This window comes from Flavobacterium sp. 90 (genome assembly GCF_004339525.1).
Classification (GTDB): domain Bacteria; phylum Bacteroidota; class Bacteroidia; order Flavobacteriales; family Flavobacteriaceae; genus Flavobacterium.
Map to the genome: position 1 here is coordinate 3,116,926 of NZ_SMGE01000001.1, position 21,635 is coordinate 3,138,560.

The following is a 21,635-nucleotide window of genomic DNA, read 5'->3' on the forward strand; positions in this document are numbered from 1 at the left end:
ATTTTGATAAAAGACTTCTTCTCTGATTTTTTTGGCAGAAATAACGATCCAAAATCAATTGTTTCTTTTGATGTTATTGATTCTATTTATTCTCATTTATATAATGAAGAGAATAGATTAGAGATTAAGCTAAAAGGGATTTATGATACGATTTCGGTAAATTTATACTCGTTTCCAAATTCATTTAATAATGAAGAAGCGCAAAGAGAAATTAAGAAAGCGGGATTTAAAAATGCTTATGAAGTCTTAAACGAATTATATAAAAAGCTTAATATCGGAGCTATTTCTGAAGAAGATATTCAGGCAGAATTAGAATTCGATTATATTCATATTCAGTTTTACACAGAGCCGCCAACTCCGGAAATGAAAAAACATTTAAAACATGTTTTGCATAATTTTATCATTTTCTTTTGTTGTACAAATAGTTTAGAAACCAACGATTTTAGAATTTTATATAACAATAGTTACTTTCTGGACTATACAAGAGGAATACTTGATACAGAATATATTGACTTTAATGATCCGAAAAATGATGTTGAGAAAATAGGTTTTGAAGAATTCGGAAGAGTATTACAGGGAATTTGTCAATATATAGAAATTGAATTACCGGAAAGTATCAAACTTCCTTCTCAAGAAAATTTATTACCGGAAGATGTTGAGATTACTCAGGAAACTTTTGAAGAATTTATTAGGTTGGTTTCAAGAGGAAATGTTGAAGGGAAGTTACTTCAGAAACAAGCTAAAAAGCTTGTGAAGAATTTTGAAAAAGATTCAAAAGAATATTACAAGATCGTTGAAAATCATTGGAGTTTTTTTGAAAGCATAGATTGCTGGAATAGCGATTGGAAATTTGATCCTGAAGACGCAGAATATTTCATTTCCGAAATGATTGGCGAAGACCTTAATTTCGAATATCCGGAAGAAACTTATAGTCATGATTTATTTCCTTATATTCAATCGGCTTTAGCGAAACGTGATCTCGAATTAATGACTTACGATACGCGCGGAGATAATTATTTGTTTTTTGTCGCGAATAAAAAGGATGTTGGTCGAATCTTAGAATTATCTGAATTGACTAAGATTGAGATTAATCAGTTGTAAATTGAGTTGAGTTTTCCTGAAAAGAAAGTACGCGGATAAAACGGATTCGCTAAGCGAAAACGCGGATTAAAACGGATTTTATATACGCATTTTGTGTCATTTCGGCGGAGGAGAAATCACACTAGAAACTCTATACAGAAATTCGTCAATCTTTGTCGCGAATCCCGATTGTGATTTCTCCTCTGTCGAAATTGACAAGATTACTTGGTAAACTGAGACTGAAAACTGTCTCCCGCGTGAGGGATAGAGCTAATCCGCCGCGGGGGAAGTGAAAGCCCGACAGCAATAAAAAAAGGGGCGACTAAGCGATTGCATAGTCTGCCCCTTTTTTTATTGGTGGCACGCCCAGATTATTATTTAAGGAATTAAAATTATTTTTCCTGTGCTTTTTCGGCTTTCTAAATAATCGTGCGCTAGTTTTCCTTCGGATAATTTGAAAGATGTTGGTGTTGAAAGTGTAATTTTTCCTTCGATAATCCAAGAGAATAATTGATTGGCTCTTTTGATTCTTTCTTCCTTTGAGTTTAAATAACTCCATAAATCTCCGCCGGTTAATGTTTTTGAAGTGTCCATTAACATTCTTGGATTTACAGGTTCAGGATCTCCGCCTGCCATTCCGAAGAAAACAACTTGTCCGCATTCTTTTGTGACTTCGAAACTTTCTGTTAAAGTGCTTCCGATGCTGTCGTAAACTACATCGACGCCTTTTGGAATCGTTTTAAAAATATCCGATTTCCAATCTTCATTGTATAGAAAAACATGATCTGCACCTTGTTCAAGTGCAACTTTTGCTTTGTCTGAAGAAGAGGTTAAGCCAATAACATTTGCTCCAAGAAGTTTGCTGATTTGTGTTAGAAACTGACCAACTCCGCCAGCAACAGCGTGAATTAAAACGGTTTCGCCTTTTTGAGTTTTATGGCTGTCTGTCGCTAAATAATGTGCGGTTAAACCTTGCAGTAAAATAGAAGCAGCAGTTTCAAAAGAAATAGCTTCGGGCAAAGGAAGAACGTGATTTGTATTAACGGCAACAAACTCAGCATTTGCAAAAGGAACATCGGCGAAAGCCACGCGATCTCCAATTTTATATTCTGGATGATTATTTGCATCAACAACAATTCCGGCACCTTCGTAACCAGCAATAAAAGGAGGATTTCCTTTTAAATGATAGTTTCCTTTTCGTCTGTAAACATCGGCAAAATTTAATCCGATGGCTTTCATTTCGACTAGAATTTCATCTTTTTTTAATTGCGGATTCGGAATTTCGATATATTCTAAAACATCAGAATCTCCGAAAGAGGAGAAGGTAAGTGCTTTCATTTTTAATGTATTTAGGAATACAAAGTACGTGAAAAATTAGTTTAAGTTTTGAAAGCTTTTCTTAAAACTGAATAAAAAAACCTCGCTTAAATTTAGACGAGGTTTTGAATTTTTTGGCCACAGATTTTAAAGATTAAAAAGGATTTTAAAATCTGGATCAATTTGCCACGAATTTCACAAATTCACACTAATTAATTCGTGCTAATTCGTGAAATTCGTGGCGAAAAATAAATTATATTTTTGGGAATTTCATTTCGTTGAATGTGCTTTTTTGAGCTGCAAGTTTCTCAATATCCTGCCATTTTCTCGGAGAATCAGCAGATAAATTTTCGTAAGAATCTTTTTTGATTGCAATATCATCTTCGATACGAACGCCAATGTTCCACCATTTTTTATCGCATTTACTATTTGCAGGAATGTAAATTCCCGGCTCAACAGTTATAACCATATTTTCTTTAAGACCACTTTTTGGACCGCTAAAATTTCCCTTATCATGAACATCTAATCCTAGAAAGTGAGAACAACTGTGCGGATAATATAGTTTTACGTCTTTTGGATCTGTGATGATTCCTAATTTTATTAAACCATTCGCCAGAACTTCTTTTGCAGTATTATTCAAATCTACAAGTGGCGTTCCTTCTTTACAGATTTTAAAAACAGCTTCCTGAGCATCATAAACTAATTGATAAATGGCTTTTTGCTCTTCGGTGAATTTTCCGTTTGCCGGAATTGTTCTTGTAACATCCGCTGAATAACCGTGATATTCAGATCCAACATCCATTAATAGTAGTTGATTGTCGATTTTTGTGCTGTTGTTATCGCCATAATGTAAAATACATCCGTTTGCTCCGGCGCCAACAATTGGTGGATAACCTTCGCCTTCGGCACCATATCTACGATGAATATAGGCGTGAATTCCGTCAGCTTCATTTTCGCTCATATTTGGTCCGATGGCTTTCATAACTTCGTTGTGAGCGACACAGGAAAGTTTAACGGTTTTGCGCATTAATTCCATTTCCTCCGGAGTTTTTATTTCTCTAAGTGTAGAAGTAATCGATCTGAAAAGCTCTAAAGAAGCTGGATCTTCTTTTGTTATTTCGGCTTTGGTTTTGAAGCTTTGAATTAATCCAAAAAGATCAAAACCTGTTGTGTTGTTTCTAATATCGACAGGAATGTTGTCGTAGATTATTTTATCGAATTTTTTGAAATCAATTGCAAAATCTTTAAAATCTTTTCCGTTGTAAGCAGTTGAAATTCCTAATTGAGATTTTGCGCCTTCAACGCCAAGTCGTCTTCCTGTCCACATTTCTTTTCCGGCATTTCTTTCTCTTATAAAAAATACTTCATTGTAGGTTTGATCTGTTCCTTGAGTTTCTTTGAAAATTAATAAAACAGCGTCTGGTTCTTTATATCCTGTTAGATAATAAAGATCAGGATTTTGGTGGAAATTATAGTTAATGTCTTTTGAAAAAACTCGCTCTGGATAAGAAAAAATTACCGCAACAGAATTGGCTGGCATCAGATTTCTGAATGCTTCTCTGCGACCTTTGTGAAATTCTTTTGAAAGATAATCTGTTGGCAGATTTTCTTGTGAATGAATTTGATTAAGAGTAATTAAGAAAACAAAGAATAGAAATAATTGTTTCATTTGGTAGTTTTTAGTTTTAGATTTTGATTGATTTGTTGTTGCAAATTACAAAAAATATGAATTGATTTTTGTGTAAAAATTTTACCACGAATTATACGAGTTATTATTATGTGTTTTTTTGCCACAGATTAAAGGATTCTATGGATTTTAAATCTGTGAAAATCTTCTAATCTGTGGCAAAAAAAAATATTCCGATTTTGAGAGAAGAAAAATTCGTGGCTAAAAAAAACATAAAAAAACCGCCCATAAAAAATGGACGGCAACTATATTAACCAGATAAAATATTTTATTTCTTTTTTAATTTGTCTTTAAAAACCTTTTCGAATTTCTCGATTTTAGGCTGAATTACCATTTTGCAATACGGTTGGTTTTTATTGTTTGCATAATAATTCTGATGATAATCTTCGGCTTTATAGAAAGCTTTAAAAGGTTCTACTTTCGTTACAATTGGACTATCGTAAACTTTTGCTTTGTTAAGATCTGCGATAATACCTTGCGCGGCCTTTTTTTGCTCTTCATTTTTATAAAAAATCACAGAACGATATTGCGTTCCAACATCTGCACCTTGTCGGTTTAAAGTTGTTGGATCATGAACGGTGAAAAAAACTTTGAAGATTTCATTAATATCAGTTACGTTTTTATCGAAGGTAATTTGTACCACTTCGGCATGACCAGTTGTTCCCGTGCAAACTTCTTCATAACTTGGGTTGGCTACTTTTCCTCCGGAAAATCCTGAAACAACAGATTTTACTCCGTCAAGATTTTCATAGACAGCTTCTACGCACCAATAACATCCTCCGCCAAGAGTAATTGTTTCAAGGTTTGGAGCTTTTTTATTTTGCGCAAATCCATGTAAGGATAAGGCAAAAAGGCAAATTAATATGGTATTTTTCATGTTTGTATTATTTGTTATCAGGAATAAAATCTAATGCAATCGAATTCATGCAATAACGTTTTCCGGTTGGAGGAGGTCCATCATCGAATAAATGTCCTAAATGTCCGCCACAACGACCACAAAGGGCTTCTGTTCTTTCCATTCCAAGTGAATTATCGTTTTTGTAAACCACACTTTTTTTGTTGTCCTGTTCAAAAAAGCTTGGCCATCCGCAACTGCTGGCAAATTTGGCACCGGATCTAAAAAGTAAATTTCCGCAGGAAGCGCAGTAATAGGTTCCTTTTTCATCAGTTTTCCAATATTTTCCTGTAAAAGGTCTTTCGGTGTCAGCTTCGCGCATTACGGCGTAAACATCATCCGGAAGTACTTTCTTCCATTCGGCGTTACTCACATTTAGTTTTGTGGTATCTGTATTCGAATAATAAGGATTTCCGGGTTTAGAGATTTTGTTTTCCATGACCACTGTTTTTGTATTTTGTTTTTTTGCGCTTTGTCCACATGCCTGTAAGATAAAAAGCGGAATTAAAAAGCAAAGGCTGAAGATTTGAGTTTTTGTTTTCATTGTTTTTGTGTGCTTTAATTCTGTATTTCAAAGATACGACGAGATTTTACCTCGAAATGTCGTGTACTTTACAATTCAGATTTATTTAAGTATGTTTTAACTTTTTATTATTTACGAAAAATAACAAGTTGCAGTTTTTATGTCTTATTTTTAAAGGTTTTTAAGAAGTAGGTGAGACGCAAATATTTGTAAATCAGTTTTGTATAAAATGCAATGCTCGTTAAACTTTTCACAATCTTTTCTGAGATTTTCAAGCCATTTCTTTTTTCGTATTTTTGTTTGTACAAAACGCCCTAATGATAGAAGAAAACGTAATACTAGTTAATCAAAATGATGAGCAAATTGGCTTAATGCCAAAATTAGAAGCACATGAAAAAGCATTATTGCATCGTGCTTTTTCGGTTTTTATTTTAAATAGTAAAAACGAGATTATGCTACAACAGCGTGCTCATCAAAAATACCACTCACCTTTACTCTGGACCAATACTTGCTGTAGTCATCAGCGTGAAGGCGAAACGAATATTGAAGCAGGAAGCAGACGATTGTTTGAAGAAATGGGTTTTAAAGCAGAATTGAAAGAACTATTTCATTTCATTTACAAAGCTCCTTTTGATAATGGTCTTACAGAACATGAATTAGATCATGTTATGATTGGATATTATAATGAGAATCCAGATATAAACTTCGAAGAAGTCGAAGCTTGGAAATGGATGAAGATTGAAGACGTAAAAAGTGATATTGAAAAACAACCCGAAATTTATACCGTTTGGTTCAAAATAATATTTGATGAATTTTATCATTATTTAGAAGACCATAAAATATAAAGCCATAACAACCAAAAACCTAAATGAAAGTAACCATATCAAGAAAAGCACATTTTAATGCTGCACATCGATTGCATAGAAAAGACTGGACATTTGAAAAAAATAATGCTGTTTTTGGAAAATGCAACAATCCTAATTTTCATGGTCATAATTATGGTTTAACAGTAAGTGTTACAGGAAAAATTGACCCGGAAACTGGTTTTGTTTTAGATGTGAAAGTATTAGCGGATATTATACACGAAGAAGTAGAAATACCGTTTGATCACAAAAACCTGAATCTGGATGTTCCGGAATTCCAGGATTTGAATCCAACTGCAGAAAATATTGCAGTTGTGATATGGAATAAAATTAGAAAAAGAATTCAGCCTGATTTTGACCTAGAAATCGTTCTGAATGAAACGGACCGCAATTTTGTAACTTATAAAGGAGAATAATAAATGTCATTAAAAATAGGAGATATAGTTCCGAATTTTACTGCAAAAGATAGTCATGGTGAAGTTTTTGAAAGCCAAAGTGTTTTGGGGCGGAAACCACTCGTGATTTATTTTTACCCAAAAGATAATACGCCTGGTTGTACTACAGAAGCTTGTAGTTTTAGAGATCAATACGAAGATTTCAAAGACTTAGGAGCTGAGGTTATCGGTATAAGCAGTGATAGTATAAAATCACATCAAAAATTTGCCAAAAAACATCAATTGCCATTTATACTGTTATCTGATCAGGATAAAAGAATCCGACACCTTTTTGGTGTTCGTGATACTTTATTTGGTCTTGTACCAGGTCGTGTAACATATGTTATTGATCGAAATGGCGTTGTTATTTTGATTTTTGATAGTATGAATGCAGCAAAACACATTCCGAAAGCACTTGAGACTATTAAAGAATTAGTATCGTAAAACTAGAAAATAGTATTACATCAGTGTTTATTAAATAATAATATTTGCCAAAAAAAGATATTTATGAAGCCAAAATTATATCCATTGCAATTTGAACCTATTCTGAAAGAAAGAATTTGGGGAGGAGAAAAACTAAAAACAGTTCTTAATAAACCAATTGTTTCTAAAATTACTGGAGAAAGTTGGGAATTGTCTACAGTAGAAGGCGATGTAAGTGTTATTGCAAATGGAACTTTGAAAGGAAAATCATTAATGGAACTTATTGATGAAACGCCAAATGAAATTCTGGGAACAGAAGTTTATAAGCGTTTTGGAAAACAGTTTCCGTTACTTTTTAAATATCTGGACGCTCGCGAAGATCTTTCGATACAAGTACATCCAAACGATAAATTGGCAAAAGAACGTCATAATTCTTTTGGTAAAACCGAAATGTGGTACGTTCTGCAAGCTGATACTGATGCCAGAATTATTGTTGGTTTTAAAGAAGATTCCAGTAAAGAAGAATATTTAGAGCATTTACACAATAATACACTGGTTTCTATTTTAGATACTGTGAAAGCAAAAGTTGGTGATGTTTTCTTTTTGGAAACTGGGACCGTTCACGCAATTGGCGCAGGACTTGTAGTTGCCGAAATTCAGCAAACTTCTGATATTACGTATCGTTTATATGATTTTGATCGTGTCGATGCTAATGGAAATAAAAGAGAACTTCATGTAGATTTAGCACTCGATGCTATAAACTATAATAAGGTTGATACACAAAAAAAATACGAGACAAAAACAGATACTTCGAATGTAGTAGTTGATTGTCCTTACTTTACCACCAATTTTATTCCGTTAAAAGATAAAGTAGCGGTTTCTAAATCCGGAGAAACTTTTACTGTTTATATGTGTATCGAAGGAAGTTTTGAAATTGAATTTGATGGGTTTAAACAAAACTACCAAAAAGGAGACACGGTTTTGGTTCCTGCTGAGATAAATGCATTTTTCTTAAGCGGAAATGCTTCAATTTTAGAAATTTACATTTCATAGCACTTAATAAAAAGATTATGTGTACTTTTGCAGTCGCAAATTAAAATATAAATAAAAATGGCAAACGTTAAAAATTTAAAGAAAGACATCAACTTCGTATTAGGAGATATTATTGAGGCAATTTACTTATTTGAAATGTCTACTACAGGAAATCCTACTCCAGAAACGAATGCTTTGATCGATCAGGCTATTGCAGCTTTTGATACTTTGATCACAAAAGTGAATGCTAAGAACGTTGAAAACAAAAAAGCACACTTCAAACAAATCAATGTTGAATTGGAAGAAACTGCTAATCAATTGATTGCTAAAATCAACGAATTGTAAGCAAAAAAAAGTATAAAAAAGTGCAAATTTATTTTGGTAAAACGAAAAACCGCTTTATATTTGCACCCGTAATGAGTCGCCAGCGTAGCTCAGTTGGCTAGAGCAGCTGATTTGTAATCAGCAGGTCGTGGGTTCGAGTCCCTCCGCCGGCTCAACAAAAACCATCACTTAGTGGTGGTTTTTTATTGAAATAAGCAGTAAATTTATTTTGGAAATTACAAAAATCCATTTTATATTTGCACCCGTAATGAGTCGCCAGCGTAGCTCAGTTGGCTAGAGCAGCTGATTTGTAATCAGCAGGTCGTGGGTTCGAGTCCCTCCGCCGGCTCAACGGAAAACCATCACTTTTTAGTGGTGGTTTTTTTTTGCTTTATACTTAAGAATCAATCTCCATACCTTGGTGAAGAATATTTTAAACCCGACAGGTTTTTAAAACTTGTCGGGTTTGTCATTTCGAGGAACGAGAAATCTTCGTAAGTAACTCGACAAAGATTCGTTACCTTGCTTTTTGTAGTACGCGGATGATACTGATTCGCTATCGCGAAAACGCGGATTTACACAGATTTTGTTCGTATTTTTGTCATTTCGAGGAAGGAGAATTCACACGAGAAGCTCTACAAAGATTGGAATCCCGTTGCGGAGTCACTTGTGTGATTTCTCCTTTCGTCGAAATGACAAGATTGTGTGTTTCATTTTTGTAGAATAAACAATCAAAATATCATTTGTCCGAAAAATTGTATTTTTGTCAGTATCGTACATCAGTAAATATGTTTCTTACATATTGTTACTATTACACTTAATTATTATCTTTGAATTATGAGCACACTAGCAAAACCAAATCATATAGGGCGAAAAATTAGCCGTATTCGTGAACTAAGAGATATGAAGCAAGAGGCATTGGCGCAAGCTTTGGGAACAAACCAACAAGCGATTTCTGCTATTGAAAATAGTGAAACTATAGATGAAGAAAAATTAATTGAAGTGGCAAAAGCGCTTGGTGTGACTGCAGAAGCAATTAAGAATTTTTCGGAAGAAAATATGATTAATTATTTCAATACATTTCATGATACTGATTTTAGCAATAGTCAAGGAGCTTTCAGTCAAAACCATCAGTGCTCATTCAATCCTCTTGATAAAGTTGTAGAACTTTATGAGCGTTTGGTTCAGGTTGAAAAAGATAAGGTTGAATATTTAGAGAAAATTCTAAAGGGAAAATAGTCTTTTTAAAAGTATATAAAGCAAAAAAGAGATCTCGCGAGAGTTCTCTTTTTTTTTGCTTTATATAATAATTAAAAGTGAAAAGTTATTTGATTTAAGCGTTAGGGTTTGCAAAATAACTCTAAAAGATCTTTCGATTTGTGGAATGTTAGGTGGGTAAGGAAATAAGAAGGCGTTTGATAGTTGAATTTGATCTTTGTTATCTTCCAAATTTTTGATGCGCTGCTGTAAACTGTCCGCACGACATAGCGGCCAGGATCGATATTTCGCCGGCTAAACAAACGTTAATAGCAATTTCGGCAAGTTTCGTGCTTTTACCTGGTCCATAACAGTCGATCAGTTCTAAGCATTCTTTTTGTGTTGGAAAAGAAGTTCCGCCACCAACTGTACCAACGATTATATTGGGCATTGTGATTGAGCAATATAAATTTCCATTTTCGTCTATTTCCATTCTTGTTACAGCAGTAGAAGCTTCTCCGGTACAAGCGACATCCTGACCACAAGCAATGAATAGTGCTGCAAGCGCATTAGCGGGATGCATTCCTGTGCCATTACTGCCACATTTTATTGCTCCCGAGGTAGTAATTTTCCATTGTTGCTGCAATAGTTCAGGAGTTGTTTTCAGGACAGATTCAATTACACTTCTTTTTAATGTGATTTCTGAAGTTACTTTTTTTCCGCGTACTCTTGTCGCTAATGACGTAGCTTTTTTATCTCCCGACGTATTTCCTTCTATGGTCCAGAAAATTGGCTTCGTTGGGCAGTTTTCAAGGATATATTTACAGATTCTATCCGTACATATTGTAACTATGTTTTGACCTGATGCGTCTCCGGAAGTATATTCGAATCGTAATATTAAAATATTTCCTTCTATATTGATTCCTACATCATTTAAGATGGCATAATTACTGGATTCTCGGGTTAATGCGCTGAAGATTTCTTTGTTGTCTAGAACCCATGTTACGAATTTTCCAAGATCAATTAAGTTTTTAAATTTAAAGGTAGGTGTTCTTTGTACTCCTTCTTGCAATGTAATTGTGGTAATTGCACCAGATTCTCTACAAGCTTTTGCGCCTCTGTTGTATGATGCTAATAATGTGCCTTCGGTTGTAGCAAGGGGAATATAAAAACCTCCTTGTGCATGAGTACCATTAATTAATATTGGTCCAATAATTCCTGTTGGGATTTGTGTCATGCCAATATAATTTTCAATATTCCCTTTTAGACTTTCGTTGTCGTTGAATACTTTTTCTCCGGATAAATAGTCAACGTTTGTACTTAATTGTTTTCGGATAAAATCTAAACGCAATTTTTGACCGTTTAAAGAGTAGGGATCAAGTTTTGGGATTATCTCTAATTCTGGACTAGGTTTTGAATTGTAAGATTCAAGCTTTTCAATTACTGATGAATTAATAAAATCAAACTTTGCACGACTAATAATACTAGGTGGGTTTTTCATGATTTTTTTATTTAGGATGTGCTAAGTTAGTCTAAATAGAAAGTAATTGAATGAAATTTCCGAAGTATTTTTACGTAATTATCTAATTATCAAATATTTAAGAATTTAAAAAATATAGCAGGAAAAAGATCATAAAAAAATCCTGTTTTACTAAAAAAACAGGATTTAGGGTATTGTAGAAAGTATGTTACCAGATGTTTTGTTTTAACTTCAAAAATCTATTTTTGCTGTTGCTTTTTGATTTCAGCAATATATTTGGTTAGCTTTTTTCCATATAGAGAATTAGCTACTTTTGGAGTCATTGATTTTTGAATCGTATCAAGAAATTTGATATTAATGTCATAAATCTCTGCTAATGCAATATATGGTGCAATTTCGTGATCTTTGTTGTTAATGGCAAAGTTTGTAGCGTATAGATATTTTCTTTTGATATTTGAAGATTGTTTTGCGTCAATGCTATCAATTGCTTTTTGATCTTTTCTTTTTATAGCTTTAAATCTTGGTTCAACCAAAGAAAGATTCTCTCCAATAAAACGAGAATTTATTTTTTGATATTGCTCATACAATTCCTGATTTTTTGATCCGGTGATTTTAGCGCTATAAATAAAATTATCCAGATTAGTATCAATATTGATGTTTCCTGGTTCTGCAAAAAATAAAATGTTATTGTCTAATGAATTGGTTACTCCACGATCCAGGAATAAATAAAGCATTTCAGGAGATTCTAATTTTATGTCACTTTCAAAAGCTGAGTTTCCGTCAATTTTTATACTGTCAATAGCAACAAGCGAAGTATCAACAATTCTTTGAATATATAAAGTTCCTTTTTTTAATCCTTTTATATTTCCGGTAATATGTAAGTTGTCAGTTGATGATTCTTTTTTGCTACAAGATGCTAATACAGCGAGAGTAACAAAAGCAATAATTGATTTTTTCATTGGTTTTTTAGATTTGGCTGCAAAATAAAGAAAATAGTTTGAATGTATAGATGTAGTTGTTAAATTTTGCTAAAAAATAAATCCCAATCTGAAAATAGATTGGGATTCTTATTATTTATGGAAGAAAATTCTTTTACATTACTAAATTGAAAACCTTTCCGTTTTCATGAGTATAAGTGTATTTACCGTCACAATCGTTGTTTCCGTAATCAACAACTCCGTTTAAGGCTCCTCCCTGAACTTTTAATTTTCCTTTAGAAATAAAAGTACAAGAATATTTTTTTACCAATGTTTCAAGAACCGTCAGAGTTAATGTTCCTCCTTTGTCAGAAGTTACAGTAAGATTTCCGTTAGTCATTTCATATACATTATCACTTAATAAAAAAGGAGTATCAACACCTGCAGTTTGTTTTACTGTCCATGTGCTTGAGTTTGTAAATGTTTTTCCTTGTGTATCAGTTAATTTCCCATTTGTCACTTTTCTAGTCCATTGTGGTACAGTTGGAGTCGTTGTTGTGTTTGTATATTCTATAGTTCCTTCTACTTTTAATCCATTGATAGAGTAGCCAATTCTTTCGATAGTCATTTTGCTTCCCGTTGTGGTTACAGGTCCGGAAACGGTGATTTGTAATTTTCCTTTTCTTGTAAGTTGCTCAGTTGTGCAACCTGCAGTTCCAAAATCTATAGTAAATACTTTAGGGTAAGTATCTGTTGTTGGAGATACTGTGATTGTACCACAAATTCCTGCTGGAGGAGTTTCGGTTGGTTTTCCGGTCGAAGCAGCTGGTGCTGTTACAAGTAACCCTGTGTTGATGTCCATTTCGTTTACAGCGTCAATCGCTATAGCAGCTCCAACTGCACTTACATCCGTTTGCTGCGTAATACTGTCATTGTTAGAACATGAAATGTAAGTTAGCGCTGATGTGCAAACTGCCAGGAATAAAAGGATCGTTTTTTTCATATTGTTTTTTTTGTTTAAGTTAGATGAATGGGATTCAAATGTAATAAAAAAATAAATTGCAATAAAAAATTCCTATAAGCGAGACTTACAGGATTTTATAAACGTTATTTTATGGGATAATGTTTTATAGTTGATTGGTTTTCTTTGGTCTAAAAGTTTTTTTCTGTAAAGCATAAAAAAAAACCTGCAAGTATAACTTGCAGGTTTTTAGATAGATTTTTGTAAAATCTTATTTAATCATTTCAAAACTTCTTTTTACAAAAGCAGTCAAAGCTTCTCCTTTTAATAGGTTTTGCGATAATTTGGCTAAGTCTAAAGCTTGTTTTACCAAATGTTCCTGATGTGTTTTGTCTTCAGTATTTAAGATACTTGTTGCCAAATCAGAATTTGTGTTTACAACCAAATTGTACATTTCCGGCATATTACCCATTCCGAACATTCCGCCACCACCAGATTGACTCATTTCTTTCATTCTACGCATAAATTCCGGTTGCGTAATAATGAATGGAGCAGCTTGGCTATCCATAGCTTCCAATTGTACAGAATATGCTTTTGGAATATAAGCTTCTAATGAAGTTTTAAGTGTTTCTTTTTCTTCATCAGATAATTTAGAAATCGTGTTTTCGTCTTTTTTGATTAAATTATCAATATGATCAGAATCTACACGTACAAAAGTTACGTCTTTGTTATCTCCTTCAATTTTTTGAATTAAATGCGAAATAATTGGCGAATCCAAAAGTAAAACTTCGTATCCTTTTTCTTTTGCTGTTTCAATATAAGAGTGCTGAGCATCTTTGTTTCCAGCATATAGAACAACTAATTTTCCGTCTTTATCAGTTTGATTTTCTTTTAAGTTCTCTTTTAATTCTTCAAGAGTAAAATATTTATCATCAACTGTTGGATATAAAACAAACGCACCTGCTTTTTCATAGAATTTATCTTCAGAAAGCATTCCGTATTCTAAAACGATTTTAATATCGTTCCATTTTGCTTCAAAATCAGCACGGTTTTCGTTGAATAAAGCTTTTAGTTTATCAGCAACTTTACGAGTGATGTAGTTAGAGATTTTCTTAACTGCACCATCTGCTTGTAAACCAGAACGAGAAACGTTTAATGGAATATCCGGTGAATCAATAACTCCTTTTAGCATTGTCAAAAATTCAGGTACAATTCCTTCTACATTATCAGTAACGTAAACTTGGTTTTGGTACAATTGAATTTTATCTTTTTGAATTTGCATATCTGAACCTAACTTAGGGAAATATAAAATTCCGGTTAAGTTAAACGGATAATCTACATTCAAATGAATATTGAATAACGGATCTTCAAACTGCATTGGATACAATTCTCTGTAGAAGTTTTTATAATCTTCATCAGATAATTCGCTTGGTTGTTTTGTCCATGCTGGATTTGGATTATTGATGATGTTATCAACTTCAATTGTTTCGTTGATATAATCTTCAGGAGCATCTTCCGGTTTTGGAAGTGTTTCTGTTCTTGATCCAAATTTAATTGGAATAGGCATAAACTTGTTATACTTATTCAATAATCCGCTGATTTTAGAATCTTCTAAAAATTCAAGAGAATCTTCAGCGATATGTAAGATGATTTCTGTACCACGTGAAGTTTTGTCAGCCGGCTCTAAAGTAAATTCAGGGCTTCCGTCACATGTCCAGTGTGCTGCAGGTTCGTCTTTGTATGATTTTGTAATGATTTCTACTTTTTCTGCAACCATAAATGCAGAATAAAAACCAAGACCAAAATGACCAATAATTCCAGAATCTTTTGCAGAATCTTTATATTTGTCAAGAAATTCTTCGGCTCCTGAAAAGGCAACCTGATTGATGTATTTTTCAACTTCATCAGCCGTCATTCCTAAACCTTGGTCAATGATGTGGATTTTCTTTCCTTCTTTATCAACTTTGATTTCGATAATTGGATTTCCGTATTCTACTTTAGCTTCGCCAATACTAATTAGGTGTTTTAATTTTAAAGTAGCGTCTGTTCCGTTCGAAACCAGCTCACGTAAAAAGATTTCGTGGTCGCTGTACAAGAACTTTTTGATTAAGGGAAAGATGTTTTCTACCGAAACATTAATTTTACCTGTTGTCATATTTATTTTTATTTTTTAGTTTAATGTGATGATACTCATTTCTTCAAATAGAATACCAATTGTTTTTTGAGTGACAAAATGTCGTAAGTGTTAATTTTGAAAGAAAATAATCAGATTTTGGAACTCAAGATATTCCTATGAATTGTATCTTTGTACTATAATAATTGTTAAACGTGTCAGTATTAACTTAAAAAAAATGTACAAAATGAAGAAAGTTATTTTCATTTGCTTGATCGCCACGATGTTCTTCGCGTGCAAATCAGCTTCGTCTACAACAGCTTCAACAGAAGCGCCTACACTATCAACTAAACTTGACAGACCTACTCAAGTAGCACTTAAAGGAAATTGGGTACTTACAAATGTATCTTATCCGGGTTCAGACTATATTAAAGTAAACTCGTTTGATCTTGCAGATTCTAAATGTTTTATTGGAAGTACATGGAACTTTATTTCAAATAATAATAAAGGTACTATGGCTTTAACGGCACCAAGCTGTACAGCTTTTACTTCTCCAATCGTTTGGAGTATTAACAATCAAGGACTTTTTGTACTTAAGATTGTAGATCCGGGATTGAAATCAAAAAATGTTAAATCAGGATATTTACTTAAAGTAGCCGGATTAACTGATAATTCATTTCAATTGATCGACAACATTAATGTTGGTGGACAAGTTAAGGATGTAACATACCAATTTCAAAGAGCTAATTAATATAAAAAAATAAAAATATGAGAAAGATAACCGTTTTAAGCCTGAGTAGTTTATTTGTATTAGCAAGTTTCTTTACAAGTTGTGATTCAGTGAAAAATGCAAACAATACACAAAAAGGTGCCGGAATTGGAGTAGTTGCCGGTGGACTTATTGGTGGTATTTTAGGAAATAATTTAGGTCACGGAGGTAATGCTGCTTTAGGTGCTGCAATTGGAGCAGCCGTAGGTGGTGGAACCGGAGCACTTATTGGAAACAAAATGGATAAACAAGCCCGTGAAATTGATCAGGCTTTACCAGGTGCTGATGTAGAAAGAGTTGGAGAAGGAATTCACTTAACTTTAAATGAAAACTCTGTTCGTTTTGATACTAACAAATCGACTTTGACTTCTCAGGCAAAAGCTAACTTAGATAAATTAATTCCTGTATTTACGGAATATGGAGATACAGATATTCAAATTTTTGGTTACACTGATAATACAGGAAAACCAGAATATAACTTGACACTTTCAGGACAAAGAGCGGCATCTGTGCAAGCTTATTTAGTTTCAAAAGGATTAAAATCTAGCCGTTTCAAAACTTCAGGTTTAGGAATCGCTGATCCAATTGCAACAAATGATACTGCTGAAGGAAAAGCACAAAACCGTCGTGTAGAATTCTCAATTACTGCAAATGACAAAATGGTAAATGATGCAAAAGCTCAATCCGGAAAATAAGTTTCAGACGCAATAAAATTTCTTTAAAGCTGTTTCTTAATTGAAGCAGCTTTTTTTTTGACTTTAGAAATTAAACATTGTAAATTTGACCTTTCAAATATAACCCATGCTCGACATTCAAAATATTTCTTTTTCGTATACCGAAAACCCTGTTATAAAAAACGTTTCTTTTACTGTAAATAAAGGCGATAATATTGCCATTATTGGTGAGAGTGGCTGCGGAAAAAGTACGCTTCTTAAATTAATGTACGGTTTATATGATCTGGATGAAGGCAAGATTTTTTATAATGAGAAACCTGTTTTAGGTCCAAAGTATAATTTAATTCCCGGAATGCCTTATATGAAATATCTGGCACAGGATTTTGATTTGTCTCCTTTTGAAACCGTAGCCGAAAATGTTGGAAAGTTTCTTTCGAATGGTTTTGCAAACATGAAAAAACTTCGTGTTCAGGAATTACTAGAAATGGTGGAAATGGAATCTTTTTCTAATGTAAAAGCAAAATTTTTAAGTGGAGGTCAACAACAAAGAGTGGCGCTGGTAAGAGTTTTGGCCTTAGAGCCGGAAGTTATCTTATTGGACGAACCGTTTAGTCAAATTGATGCTTTTAGAAAAAATGCTTTACGCCGAAATTTATTCCGTTACTTAAAACAAAAAGGAATTACGTGCATTATTGCAACGCATGACAGTACGGATGCTTTGTCGTTTGCAGACGAAGCGATTGTAATGCGAAACGGAGAAATTATTGTTAAGGATAATCCATCAAAAATATACGAAGATCCGCAAACTAAATATGTAGCGTCACTTTTTGGAGAAGTAAATGAACTTCCAACGCATTTATTACTTCCGTATGAAGATCAGGAACATAAGACTTTGGTTTATCCGCATCAATTTAAAATGGTTACAGAATCTAATTTACCAGTAAAAATTAGAAGAACTTATTTTAGAGGAAATCATTATTTGATTGAAACTGTTTATAAAAGACAACTTGTGTTTTTTGAAAGTGAAATCGATTTGCCTCTTGAACAGGAAATTTTCTTAAGTTTAAATTATTTGTAATTAGATAATGTGTCAATTAGAAAATTAGATAATTTTTTTTAATGTTATAAAAACAAACCCGATAGATTTTTGAAATCTATCGGGTTTGTTTTTATTTGATAATCTTTAATAATCTAGTTTTTTAAATATTTTTCTAAAAACTGATCTTGTTCCCAAAGTAAATGTAGAATGTTTTCTTTGGCAACATAACTATGTGCTTCTTTAGGTAAAATCACCATTCTTGCTGGAGCGCCTAAACCTTTTAAAGCTTGAAAATAACGTTCTGTCTGCAAAGTAAAAGTTCCCGGATTATTATCGGCTTCGCCATGAACTAATAAAATTGGAGTTTTCATTTTATCTGCATTCATAAAAGGAGACATTGCGTTGTAAACATCTGGAACTTCCCAGTAATTACGTTGCTCACTCTGGAAACCAAACGGAGTCAAAGTTCTGTTATACGCGCCGCTTCTTGCAATTCCGCAGGCAAATAAATTAGAATGTGTTAATAAATTTGCCGTCATAAATGCGCCATAAGAGTGTCCGCCAATAGCGACTTTTTTACGATTAATATATCCTAAAGCATCAACAGCATTAATTGCAGCTTCGGCATTGTCTACTAATTGCGAGATAAAGTTGTCGTTTGGTTCTGTAGTTCCTTCTCCAATAATAGGGAAAGCTGCATCATCCAAAACCACATACCCTTTGGTTACCCAATAAACAAAAGATCCATAATAAGGAAAAGTAAACTCATTTGAATTTTGAGTCGATTGTCCAGCACTATTTCGGTCTTTGTATTCGGCAGGATAAGCCCAGATTAATAAAGGTAGTTTTTCTTTTTTTGCTTTATCATATCCAGCAGGAAGATATAAAGTTCCCGAAAGTTCCAAACCGTCTTTACGTTTGTATTTAATAACTTCTTTACTCACATCTTTAATACTTTCAAACGGATTTTTGAAAGTTGTAATTGGAGTTAAACTGTTTTGTTTTTTAATGTTTCTGAAGTAATAATTTGGATATTCACTTTTTGACTGAATCTGAACTAAAACTTTACCGGATCTGAAATCTTCAATTTCCAATAAATCTTCTTTTTTGTCTTTATAAGAAGAAGTATAAATGCGTTTAGATTGTAATGTTTTTAAATTGAATTCATCAATAAATGGAAACTGACCATTTTTAGTATATCCGTCACCAATTCTGTAAGCGTTATCTTTTTCGATTGCAAGAACATATTTATTATATTCATTCTTTTTGGTTTCAAAAGTACCAGGATCTGAGTAAACGTCTTGTTGGTTTCTGTCCGTAATCACTTTTGCTTGCTGACCAGGATTTGATGGATTAATCAAATATGTTTTAGTATTACGCGTATCGTACCATTCGTCAGTAACAAAAGCAATATTATCATTTCCCCAAACAATATCAGAATAACGTTGAGGTATTTTTACCAATGAAGTTGCATCGCTTGTAAAAGGCGCATCCCAAAGAAAAACTTCATCTCTAAAATCTGCTTTGTTCGCAGGATCTCCTTCATCCAGAGCTGTAACATAAGATAAAGTAGCTGGTTTGTCATTTCTCCATGCCATTTCTCTTTTTCCTTTTCGAACCGCCATAAAACCTTTTGGTATAATTTCGTTCAACGGAACTTCGTTAACTGTTTTGATTTCTTTTCCTCGAATGTCATATACAACTGATTTAGATGGAAATCTGCTTAAAGGAACAACATAAGAAAATGGTTTCTGAATGGTTGTTAACATAATATAATTACCGTCTGGAGAGATTTTTTCTCCGACAAACATTGCAGCTTCTTTAAATAAAACAGCATTTCCGTTAATGTTGACTTTGTATAATTCAGATGTAATGATATTTTCAAAATTAACTTCATCGTTTTTGTTTTTCAACATATCCGGATAAGTTCTGTTTTGAGATTTTTCGCCTGAAGTATTCGAAATAATTGGTCCTGTTGGTAAATCTTTTTTAGAATCCAGAAGTGGTTTTCTATCTTTTGGAAGCATTTTTACCAGGATAGTTTCATTGTCTAAAAGCCAGCTAAACGGATTTCCCAGATTTGCATTTACAGTAGCTTCCGTTAGTTTTGTGGCTTGTGCCGATGCAACATCCAAAACCCAAAGTTCTAAACCAGTATTTGTAGTATGCGAAAACAGAATTTTTTTGTCATTTGGTGACCAAAGGACATTACTGATTTTAGGATTATTTGGTAGTCCTTTTACTTGAATTTCGTCTTTACCATTAGTCTTTCTTAATTTCAGATTGTTGATATAAGTAACGGTACTTGAAATATTGGTAACAGGATTAATCCTTAAACCTCCCAAACGAAGTTCCTCCTGATTTAAATCGTCTAATGTTTTGTATGTACTTCTATATACTAAGAGCATATTTTCTTTTTTAGTATCCATAGATACTGTAGGAGCTCTTTCATAATCTGCTAAATCCAGGATAGATTTAGACGGTTTTTGGTAGGTTAGGTTTTCCTGAGCAAAAGCAAAGAAACCAATATTTAAAAATAAGAATAATGTAACCTTTAATTTCATAGTTTGAATTTTATGGGTTTGAAAAAAGTGGGCTTCATAAATGTTTGTCTAAGGTAGTTTACTCTTGTTACATTTTATGCGTTATTTTTCATACTTTTCATTGTTTTGGACTAAAAACTGGTTTTTTAGAATTGAACTTGGTTTAATAGCTTGTATAATTAAAGTATATTAAATTGCTAATTACGAAAAAAAGAGTAATTTGTACGCTTATGTTTTAAACAATACTTAAATTTGCAATCCAATTTTTTAACAAATAATAAAAGAATATGTATCATTCAAAAATAGCGGGCCTAGGATATTATGTTCCTTCAAATGTTGTGACCAACGATGATTTGTCTAAGATTATTGATACCAATGATGAGTGGATTCAGGAGCGAACAGGGATTCAGGAGCGTAGACATATTATTCGTGGAGAAGATACCACGACAACAATGGGAGTAAAAGCAGCTAAAATTGCTATAGAACGTTCTGGCGTTGCCAAAGAAGATATTGATTTTGTAGTTTTTGCTACATTAAGTCCTGATTACTATTTTCCAGGACCTGGAGTTTTAGTACAACGTGATTTAGGATTAAGAACTGTAGGAGCATTAGATGTTAGAAATCAATGTTCTGGTTTTGTTTATGCAATTTCTGTTGCAGATCAATATATTAAAACCGGAATGTATAAAAATATTTTGGTGATAGGCTCTGAGGTTCATTCAACAGGATTAGACATGACAACTCGCGGACGTGGAGTTTCAGTAATTTTTGGAGATGGAGCAGGAGCGGCAGTTTTAAGTCGTGAAGAAGATTTGACAAAAGGTATTTTATCTACACATTTACATTCAGAAGGACAACATGCTGAGGAACTAGCTTTGCAGGCACCAGGAATGGGAGCGCGTTGGGTAACAGATATATTAGCAGATAATGACCCGAATGATGAAAGTTATTATCCTTATATGAACGGACAATTTGTATTTAAAAATGCAGTAGTTCGTTTTGCTGAAGTAATCAATGAAGGTTTGGAAGCAAATGGTTTGCAAGTTTCAGATATTGATATGTTGATTCCGCATCAGGCAAACTTGAGAATTTCGCAATTCATTCAGAATAAATTTAAATTGAGTGATGATCAGGTTCATAATAATATTCAGAAATACGGAAACACAACTGCAGCATCTATTCCAATTGCTTTGACAGAAGCTTGGGAACAAGGAAAAATCAAATCAGGTGATACAGTTGTTTTGGCTGCTTTTGGAAGTGGTTTTACCTGGGCAAGTGCTATTATAAAATGGTAATTTAATTCCTCTTACATTATATTTTAAAACCTGCTCTTTTTGGAGCAGGTTTTTTTTATACTTTCGTGT

Annotated in this window: 20 protein-coding genes and 2 tRNA genes; 13 read left to right on the plus strand and 9 right to left on the minus strand. The window is 33.2% G+C overall.

Annotated features, from left to right (window positions below):
* The first annotated feature begins 3 nt into the window (after positions 1 to 3).
* Positions 4 to 1,101 (plus strand): hypothetical protein, encoded by a 1,098-nt coding sequence (locus tag C8C83_RS12870; RefSeq protein WP_233566063.1) that lies wholly within the window; start codon positions 4 to 6, stop codon positions 1,099 to 1,101.
* A gap of 357 nt (positions 1,102 to 1,458) precedes the next feature.
* Here the strand turns inward: C8C83_RS12870 and C8C83_RS12875 are convergent, their stop codons facing one another.
* The 4 genes from C8C83_RS12875 to msrB all read right to left on the minus strand — a co-directional run bounded on the left by C8C83_RS12875 (position 1,459) and on the right by msrB (position 5,523).
* Complete coding sequence (locus tag C8C83_RS12875; protein WP_121328912.1) at positions 1,459 to 2,418, minus strand: quinone oxidoreductase; 960 nt, start codon at positions 2,416 to 2,418, stop codon at positions 1,459 to 1,461.
* Positions 2,419 to 2,650: 232 nt separating this feature from the next.
* Positions 2,651 to 4,066, minus strand: coding sequence for an aminopeptidase P N-terminal domain-containing protein (locus C8C83_RS12880; RefSeq protein ID WP_132011768.1), 1,416 nt, complete (start codon positions 4,064 to 4,066; stop codon positions 2,651 to 2,653).
* A gap of 286 nt (positions 4,067 to 4,352) precedes the next feature.
* Positions 4,353 to 4,961 carry a peptide-methionine (S)-S-oxide reductase MsrA gene (gene msrA, locus C8C83_RS12885; protein WP_121328913.1) on the minus strand — a complete coding sequence of 203 codons (609 nt, stop codon included), beginning with the start codon at positions 4,959 to 4,961 and terminating at the stop codon, positions 4,353 to 4,355.
* A gap of 7 nt (positions 4,962 to 4,968) precedes the next feature.
* Positions 4,969 to 5,523, minus strand: coding sequence for a peptide-methionine (R)-S-oxide reductase MsrB (gene msrB / locus C8C83_RS12890; RefSeq protein ID WP_121328914.1), 555 nt, complete (start codon positions 5,521 to 5,523; stop codon positions 4,969 to 4,971).
* Between the two features lie 296 nt (positions 5,524 to 5,819).
* On the opposite strand from msrB, the gene idi reads away from it, so the two are divergent.
* The 8 genes from idi to C8C83_RS12930 all read left to right on the plus strand — a co-directional run bounded on the left by idi (position 5,820) and on the right by C8C83_RS12930 (position 9,817).
* Positions 5,820 to 6,347: an isopentenyl-diphosphate Delta-isomerase gene (gene idi, locus C8C83_RS12895; protein ID WP_121328915.1), complete on the plus strand. Its 528-nt coding sequence runs from the start codon at positions 5,820 to 5,822 to the stop codon at positions 6,345 to 6,347.
* A gap of 23 nt (positions 6,348 to 6,370) precedes the next feature.
* Positions 6,371 to 6,781, plus strand: a complete 411-nt coding sequence (locus tag C8C83_RS12900; RefSeq protein ID WP_121328916.1) for a 6-carboxytetrahydropterin synthase — start codon at positions 6,371 to 6,373, stop codon at positions 6,779 to 6,781.
* Positions 6,782 to 6,784: 3 nt separating this feature from the next.
* On the plus strand, positions 6,785 to 7,243 hold the full coding sequence (locus C8C83_RS12905; RefSeq protein WP_121328917.1) for a peroxiredoxin: 459 nt from the start codon (positions 6,785 to 6,787) through the stop codon (positions 7,241 to 7,243).
* Positions 7,244 to 7,306: 63 nt separating this feature from the next.
* Complete coding sequence (locus tag C8C83_RS12910; RefSeq protein ID WP_121328918.1) at positions 7,307 to 8,275, plus strand: type I phosphomannose isomerase catalytic subunit; 969 nt, start codon at positions 7,307 to 7,309, stop codon at positions 8,273 to 8,275.
* A 57-nt stretch (positions 8,276 to 8,332) separates the two neighbouring features.
* Complete coding sequence (locus C8C83_RS12915; RefSeq protein WP_026982865.1) at positions 8,333 to 8,599, plus strand: hypothetical protein; 267 nt, start codon at positions 8,333 to 8,335, stop codon at positions 8,597 to 8,599.
* Between the two features lie 78 nt (positions 8,600 to 8,677).
* Positions 8,678 to 8,751: transfer RNA gene (locus C8C83_RS12920), tRNA-Thr, on the plus strand.
* Positions 8,752 to 8,853: 102 nt separating this feature from the next.
* A tRNA-Thr gene (locus C8C83_RS12925) sits at positions 8,854 to 8,927 on the plus strand.
* 488 nt (positions 8,928 to 9,415) lie between these two features.
* The gene (locus tag C8C83_RS12930; RefSeq protein WP_121328919.1) at positions 9,416 to 9,817 is read left to right on the plus strand and encodes a helix-turn-helix transcriptional regulator; all 402 of its coding nucleotides are present in this window, start codon (positions 9,416 to 9,418) and stop codon (positions 9,815 to 9,817) included.
* 199 nt (positions 9,818 to 10,016) lie between these two features.
* On the opposite strand, the gene C8C83_RS12935 is transcribed toward C8C83_RS12930, so the two are convergent.
* From C8C83_RS12935 to htpG, 4 genes are all read right to left on the minus strand, one after another.
* Positions 10,017 to 11,276, minus strand: a complete 1,260-nt coding sequence (locus C8C83_RS12935) for a hydroxymethylglutaryl-CoA reductase (protein ID WP_121328920.1) — start codon at positions 11,274 to 11,276, stop codon at positions 10,017 to 10,019.
* 218 nt (positions 11,277 to 11,494) lie between these two features.
* Positions 11,495 to 12,214, minus strand: coding sequence for a DUF4369 domain-containing protein (locus tag C8C83_RS12940; protein ID WP_121328921.1), 720 nt, complete (start codon positions 12,212 to 12,214; stop codon positions 11,495 to 11,497).
* A gap of 133 nt (positions 12,215 to 12,347) precedes the next feature.
* On the minus strand, positions 12,348 to 13,175 hold the full coding sequence (locus tag C8C83_RS12945) for a hypothetical protein (protein WP_121328922.1): 828 nt from the start codon (positions 13,173 to 13,175) through the stop codon (positions 12,348 to 12,350).
* Positions 13,176 to 13,404: 229 nt separating this feature from the next.
* Positions 13,405 to 15,288 (minus strand): molecular chaperone HtpG, encoded by a 1,884-nt coding sequence (htpG, locus tag C8C83_RS12950; protein ID WP_121328923.1) that lies wholly within the window; start codon positions 15,286 to 15,288, stop codon positions 13,405 to 13,407.
* 205 nt (positions 15,289 to 15,493) lie between these two features.
* Between htpG and C8C83_RS12955 the strand changes: the two genes are divergently transcribed.
* From C8C83_RS12955 to C8C83_RS12965, 3 genes are all read left to right on the plus strand, one after another.
* A complete protein-coding gene (locus tag C8C83_RS12955; protein WP_121330038.1) occupies positions 15,494 to 15,997 on the plus strand; it encodes a lipocalin family protein in 504 nt (167 codons plus the stop codon).
* 17 nt (positions 15,998 to 16,014) lie between these two features.
* Positions 16,015 to 16,710 carry an OmpA family protein gene (locus C8C83_RS12960; RefSeq protein WP_121328924.1) on the plus strand — a complete coding sequence of 232 codons (696 nt, stop codon included), beginning with the start codon at positions 16,015 to 16,017 and terminating at the stop codon, positions 16,708 to 16,710.
* A 106-nt stretch (positions 16,711 to 16,816) separates the two neighbouring features.
* Positions 16,817 to 17,767 (plus strand): ABC transporter ATP-binding protein, encoded by a 951-nt coding sequence (locus C8C83_RS12965; RefSeq protein ID WP_121328925.1) that lies wholly within the window; start codon positions 16,817 to 16,819, stop codon positions 17,765 to 17,767.
* 113 nt (positions 17,768 to 17,880) lie between these two features.
* Here the strand turns inward: C8C83_RS12965 and C8C83_RS12970 are convergent, their stop codons facing one another.
* Entirely contained in the window at positions 17,881 to 20,292 is a 2,412-nt protein-coding gene (locus tag C8C83_RS12970) for a prolyl oligopeptidase family serine peptidase (RefSeq protein WP_121328926.1), read from the minus strand.
* A gap of 266 nt (positions 20,293 to 20,558) precedes the next feature.
* On the opposite strand from C8C83_RS12970, the gene C8C83_RS12975 reads away from it, so the two are divergent.
* Positions 20,559 to 21,566, plus strand: a complete 1,008-nt coding sequence (locus tag C8C83_RS12975) for a beta-ketoacyl-ACP synthase III (protein WP_041519914.1) — start codon at positions 20,559 to 20,561, stop codon at positions 21,564 to 21,566.
* The last annotated feature ends 69 nt before the right edge of the window (positions 21,567 to 21,635 follow it).

Coding starts and splice junctions, on each gene's coding strand:
- C8C83_RS12875 (WP_121328912.1), bottom strand. CDS start 2,418: ATGAAAGCACTTACCTTCTCCTCTTTCGGAGATTCTGATGTTTTAGAA.
- C8C83_RS12880 (WP_132011768.1), bottom strand. CDS start 4,066: ATGAAACAATTATTTCTATTCTTTGTTTTCTTAATTACTCTTAATCAA.
- msrA (WP_121328913.1), bottom strand. CDS start 4,961: ATGAAAAATACCATATTAATTTGCCTTTTTGCCTTATCCTTACATGGA.
- msrB (WP_121328914.1), bottom strand. CDS start 5,523: ATGAAAACAAAAACTCAAATCTTCAGCCTTTGCTTTTTAATTCCGCTT.
- idi (WP_121328915.1), top strand. CDS start 5,820: ATGATAGAAGAAAACGTAATACTAGTTAATCAAAATGATGAGCAAATT.
- C8C83_RS12900 (WP_121328916.1), top strand. CDS start 6,371: ATGAAAGTAACCATATCAAGAAAAGCACATTTTAATGCTGCACATCGA.
- C8C83_RS12905 (WP_121328917.1), top strand. CDS start 6,785: ATGTCATTAAAAATAGGAGATATAGTTCCGAATTTTACTGCAAAAGAT.
- C8C83_RS12910 (WP_121328918.1), top strand. CDS start 7,307: ATGAAGCCAAAATTATATCCATTGCAATTTGAACCTATTCTGAAAGAA.
- C8C83_RS12915 (WP_026982865.1), top strand. CDS start 8,333: ATGGCAAACGTTAAAAATTTAAAGAAAGACATCAACTTCGTATTAGGA.
- C8C83_RS12930 (WP_121328919.1), top strand. CDS start 9,416: ATGAGCACACTAGCAAAACCAAATCATATAGGGCGAAAAATTAGCCGT.
- C8C83_RS12935 (WP_121328920.1), bottom strand. CDS start 11,276: ATGAAAAACCCACCTAGTATTATTAGTCGTGCAAAGTTTGATTTTATT.
- C8C83_RS12940 (WP_121328921.1), bottom strand. CDS start 12,214: ATGAAAAAATCAATTATTGCTTTTGTTACTCTCGCTGTATTAGCATCT.
- C8C83_RS12945 (WP_121328922.1), bottom strand. CDS start 13,175: ATGAAAAAAACGATCCTTTTATTCCTGGCAGTTTGCACATCAGCGCTA.
- htpG (WP_121328923.1), bottom strand. CDS start 15,288: ATGACAACAGGTAAAATTAATGTTTCGGTAGAAAACATCTTTCCCTTA.
- C8C83_RS12955 (WP_121330038.1), top strand. CDS start 15,494: ATGAAGAAAGTTATTTTCATTTGCTTGATCGCCACGATGTTCTTCGCG.
- C8C83_RS12960 (WP_121328924.1), top strand. CDS start 16,015: ATGAGAAAGATAACCGTTTTAAGCCTGAGTAGTTTATTTGTATTAGCA.
- C8C83_RS12965 (WP_121328925.1), top strand. CDS start 16,817: ATGCTCGACATTCAAAATATTTCTTTTTCGTATACCGAAAACCCTGTT.
- C8C83_RS12970 (WP_121328926.1), bottom strand. CDS start 20,292: ATGAAATTAAAGGTTACATTATTCTTATTTTTAAATATTGGTTTCTTT.
- C8C83_RS12975 (WP_041519914.1), top strand. CDS start 20,559: ATGTATCATTCAAAAATAGCGGGCCTAGGATATTATGTTCCTTCAAAT.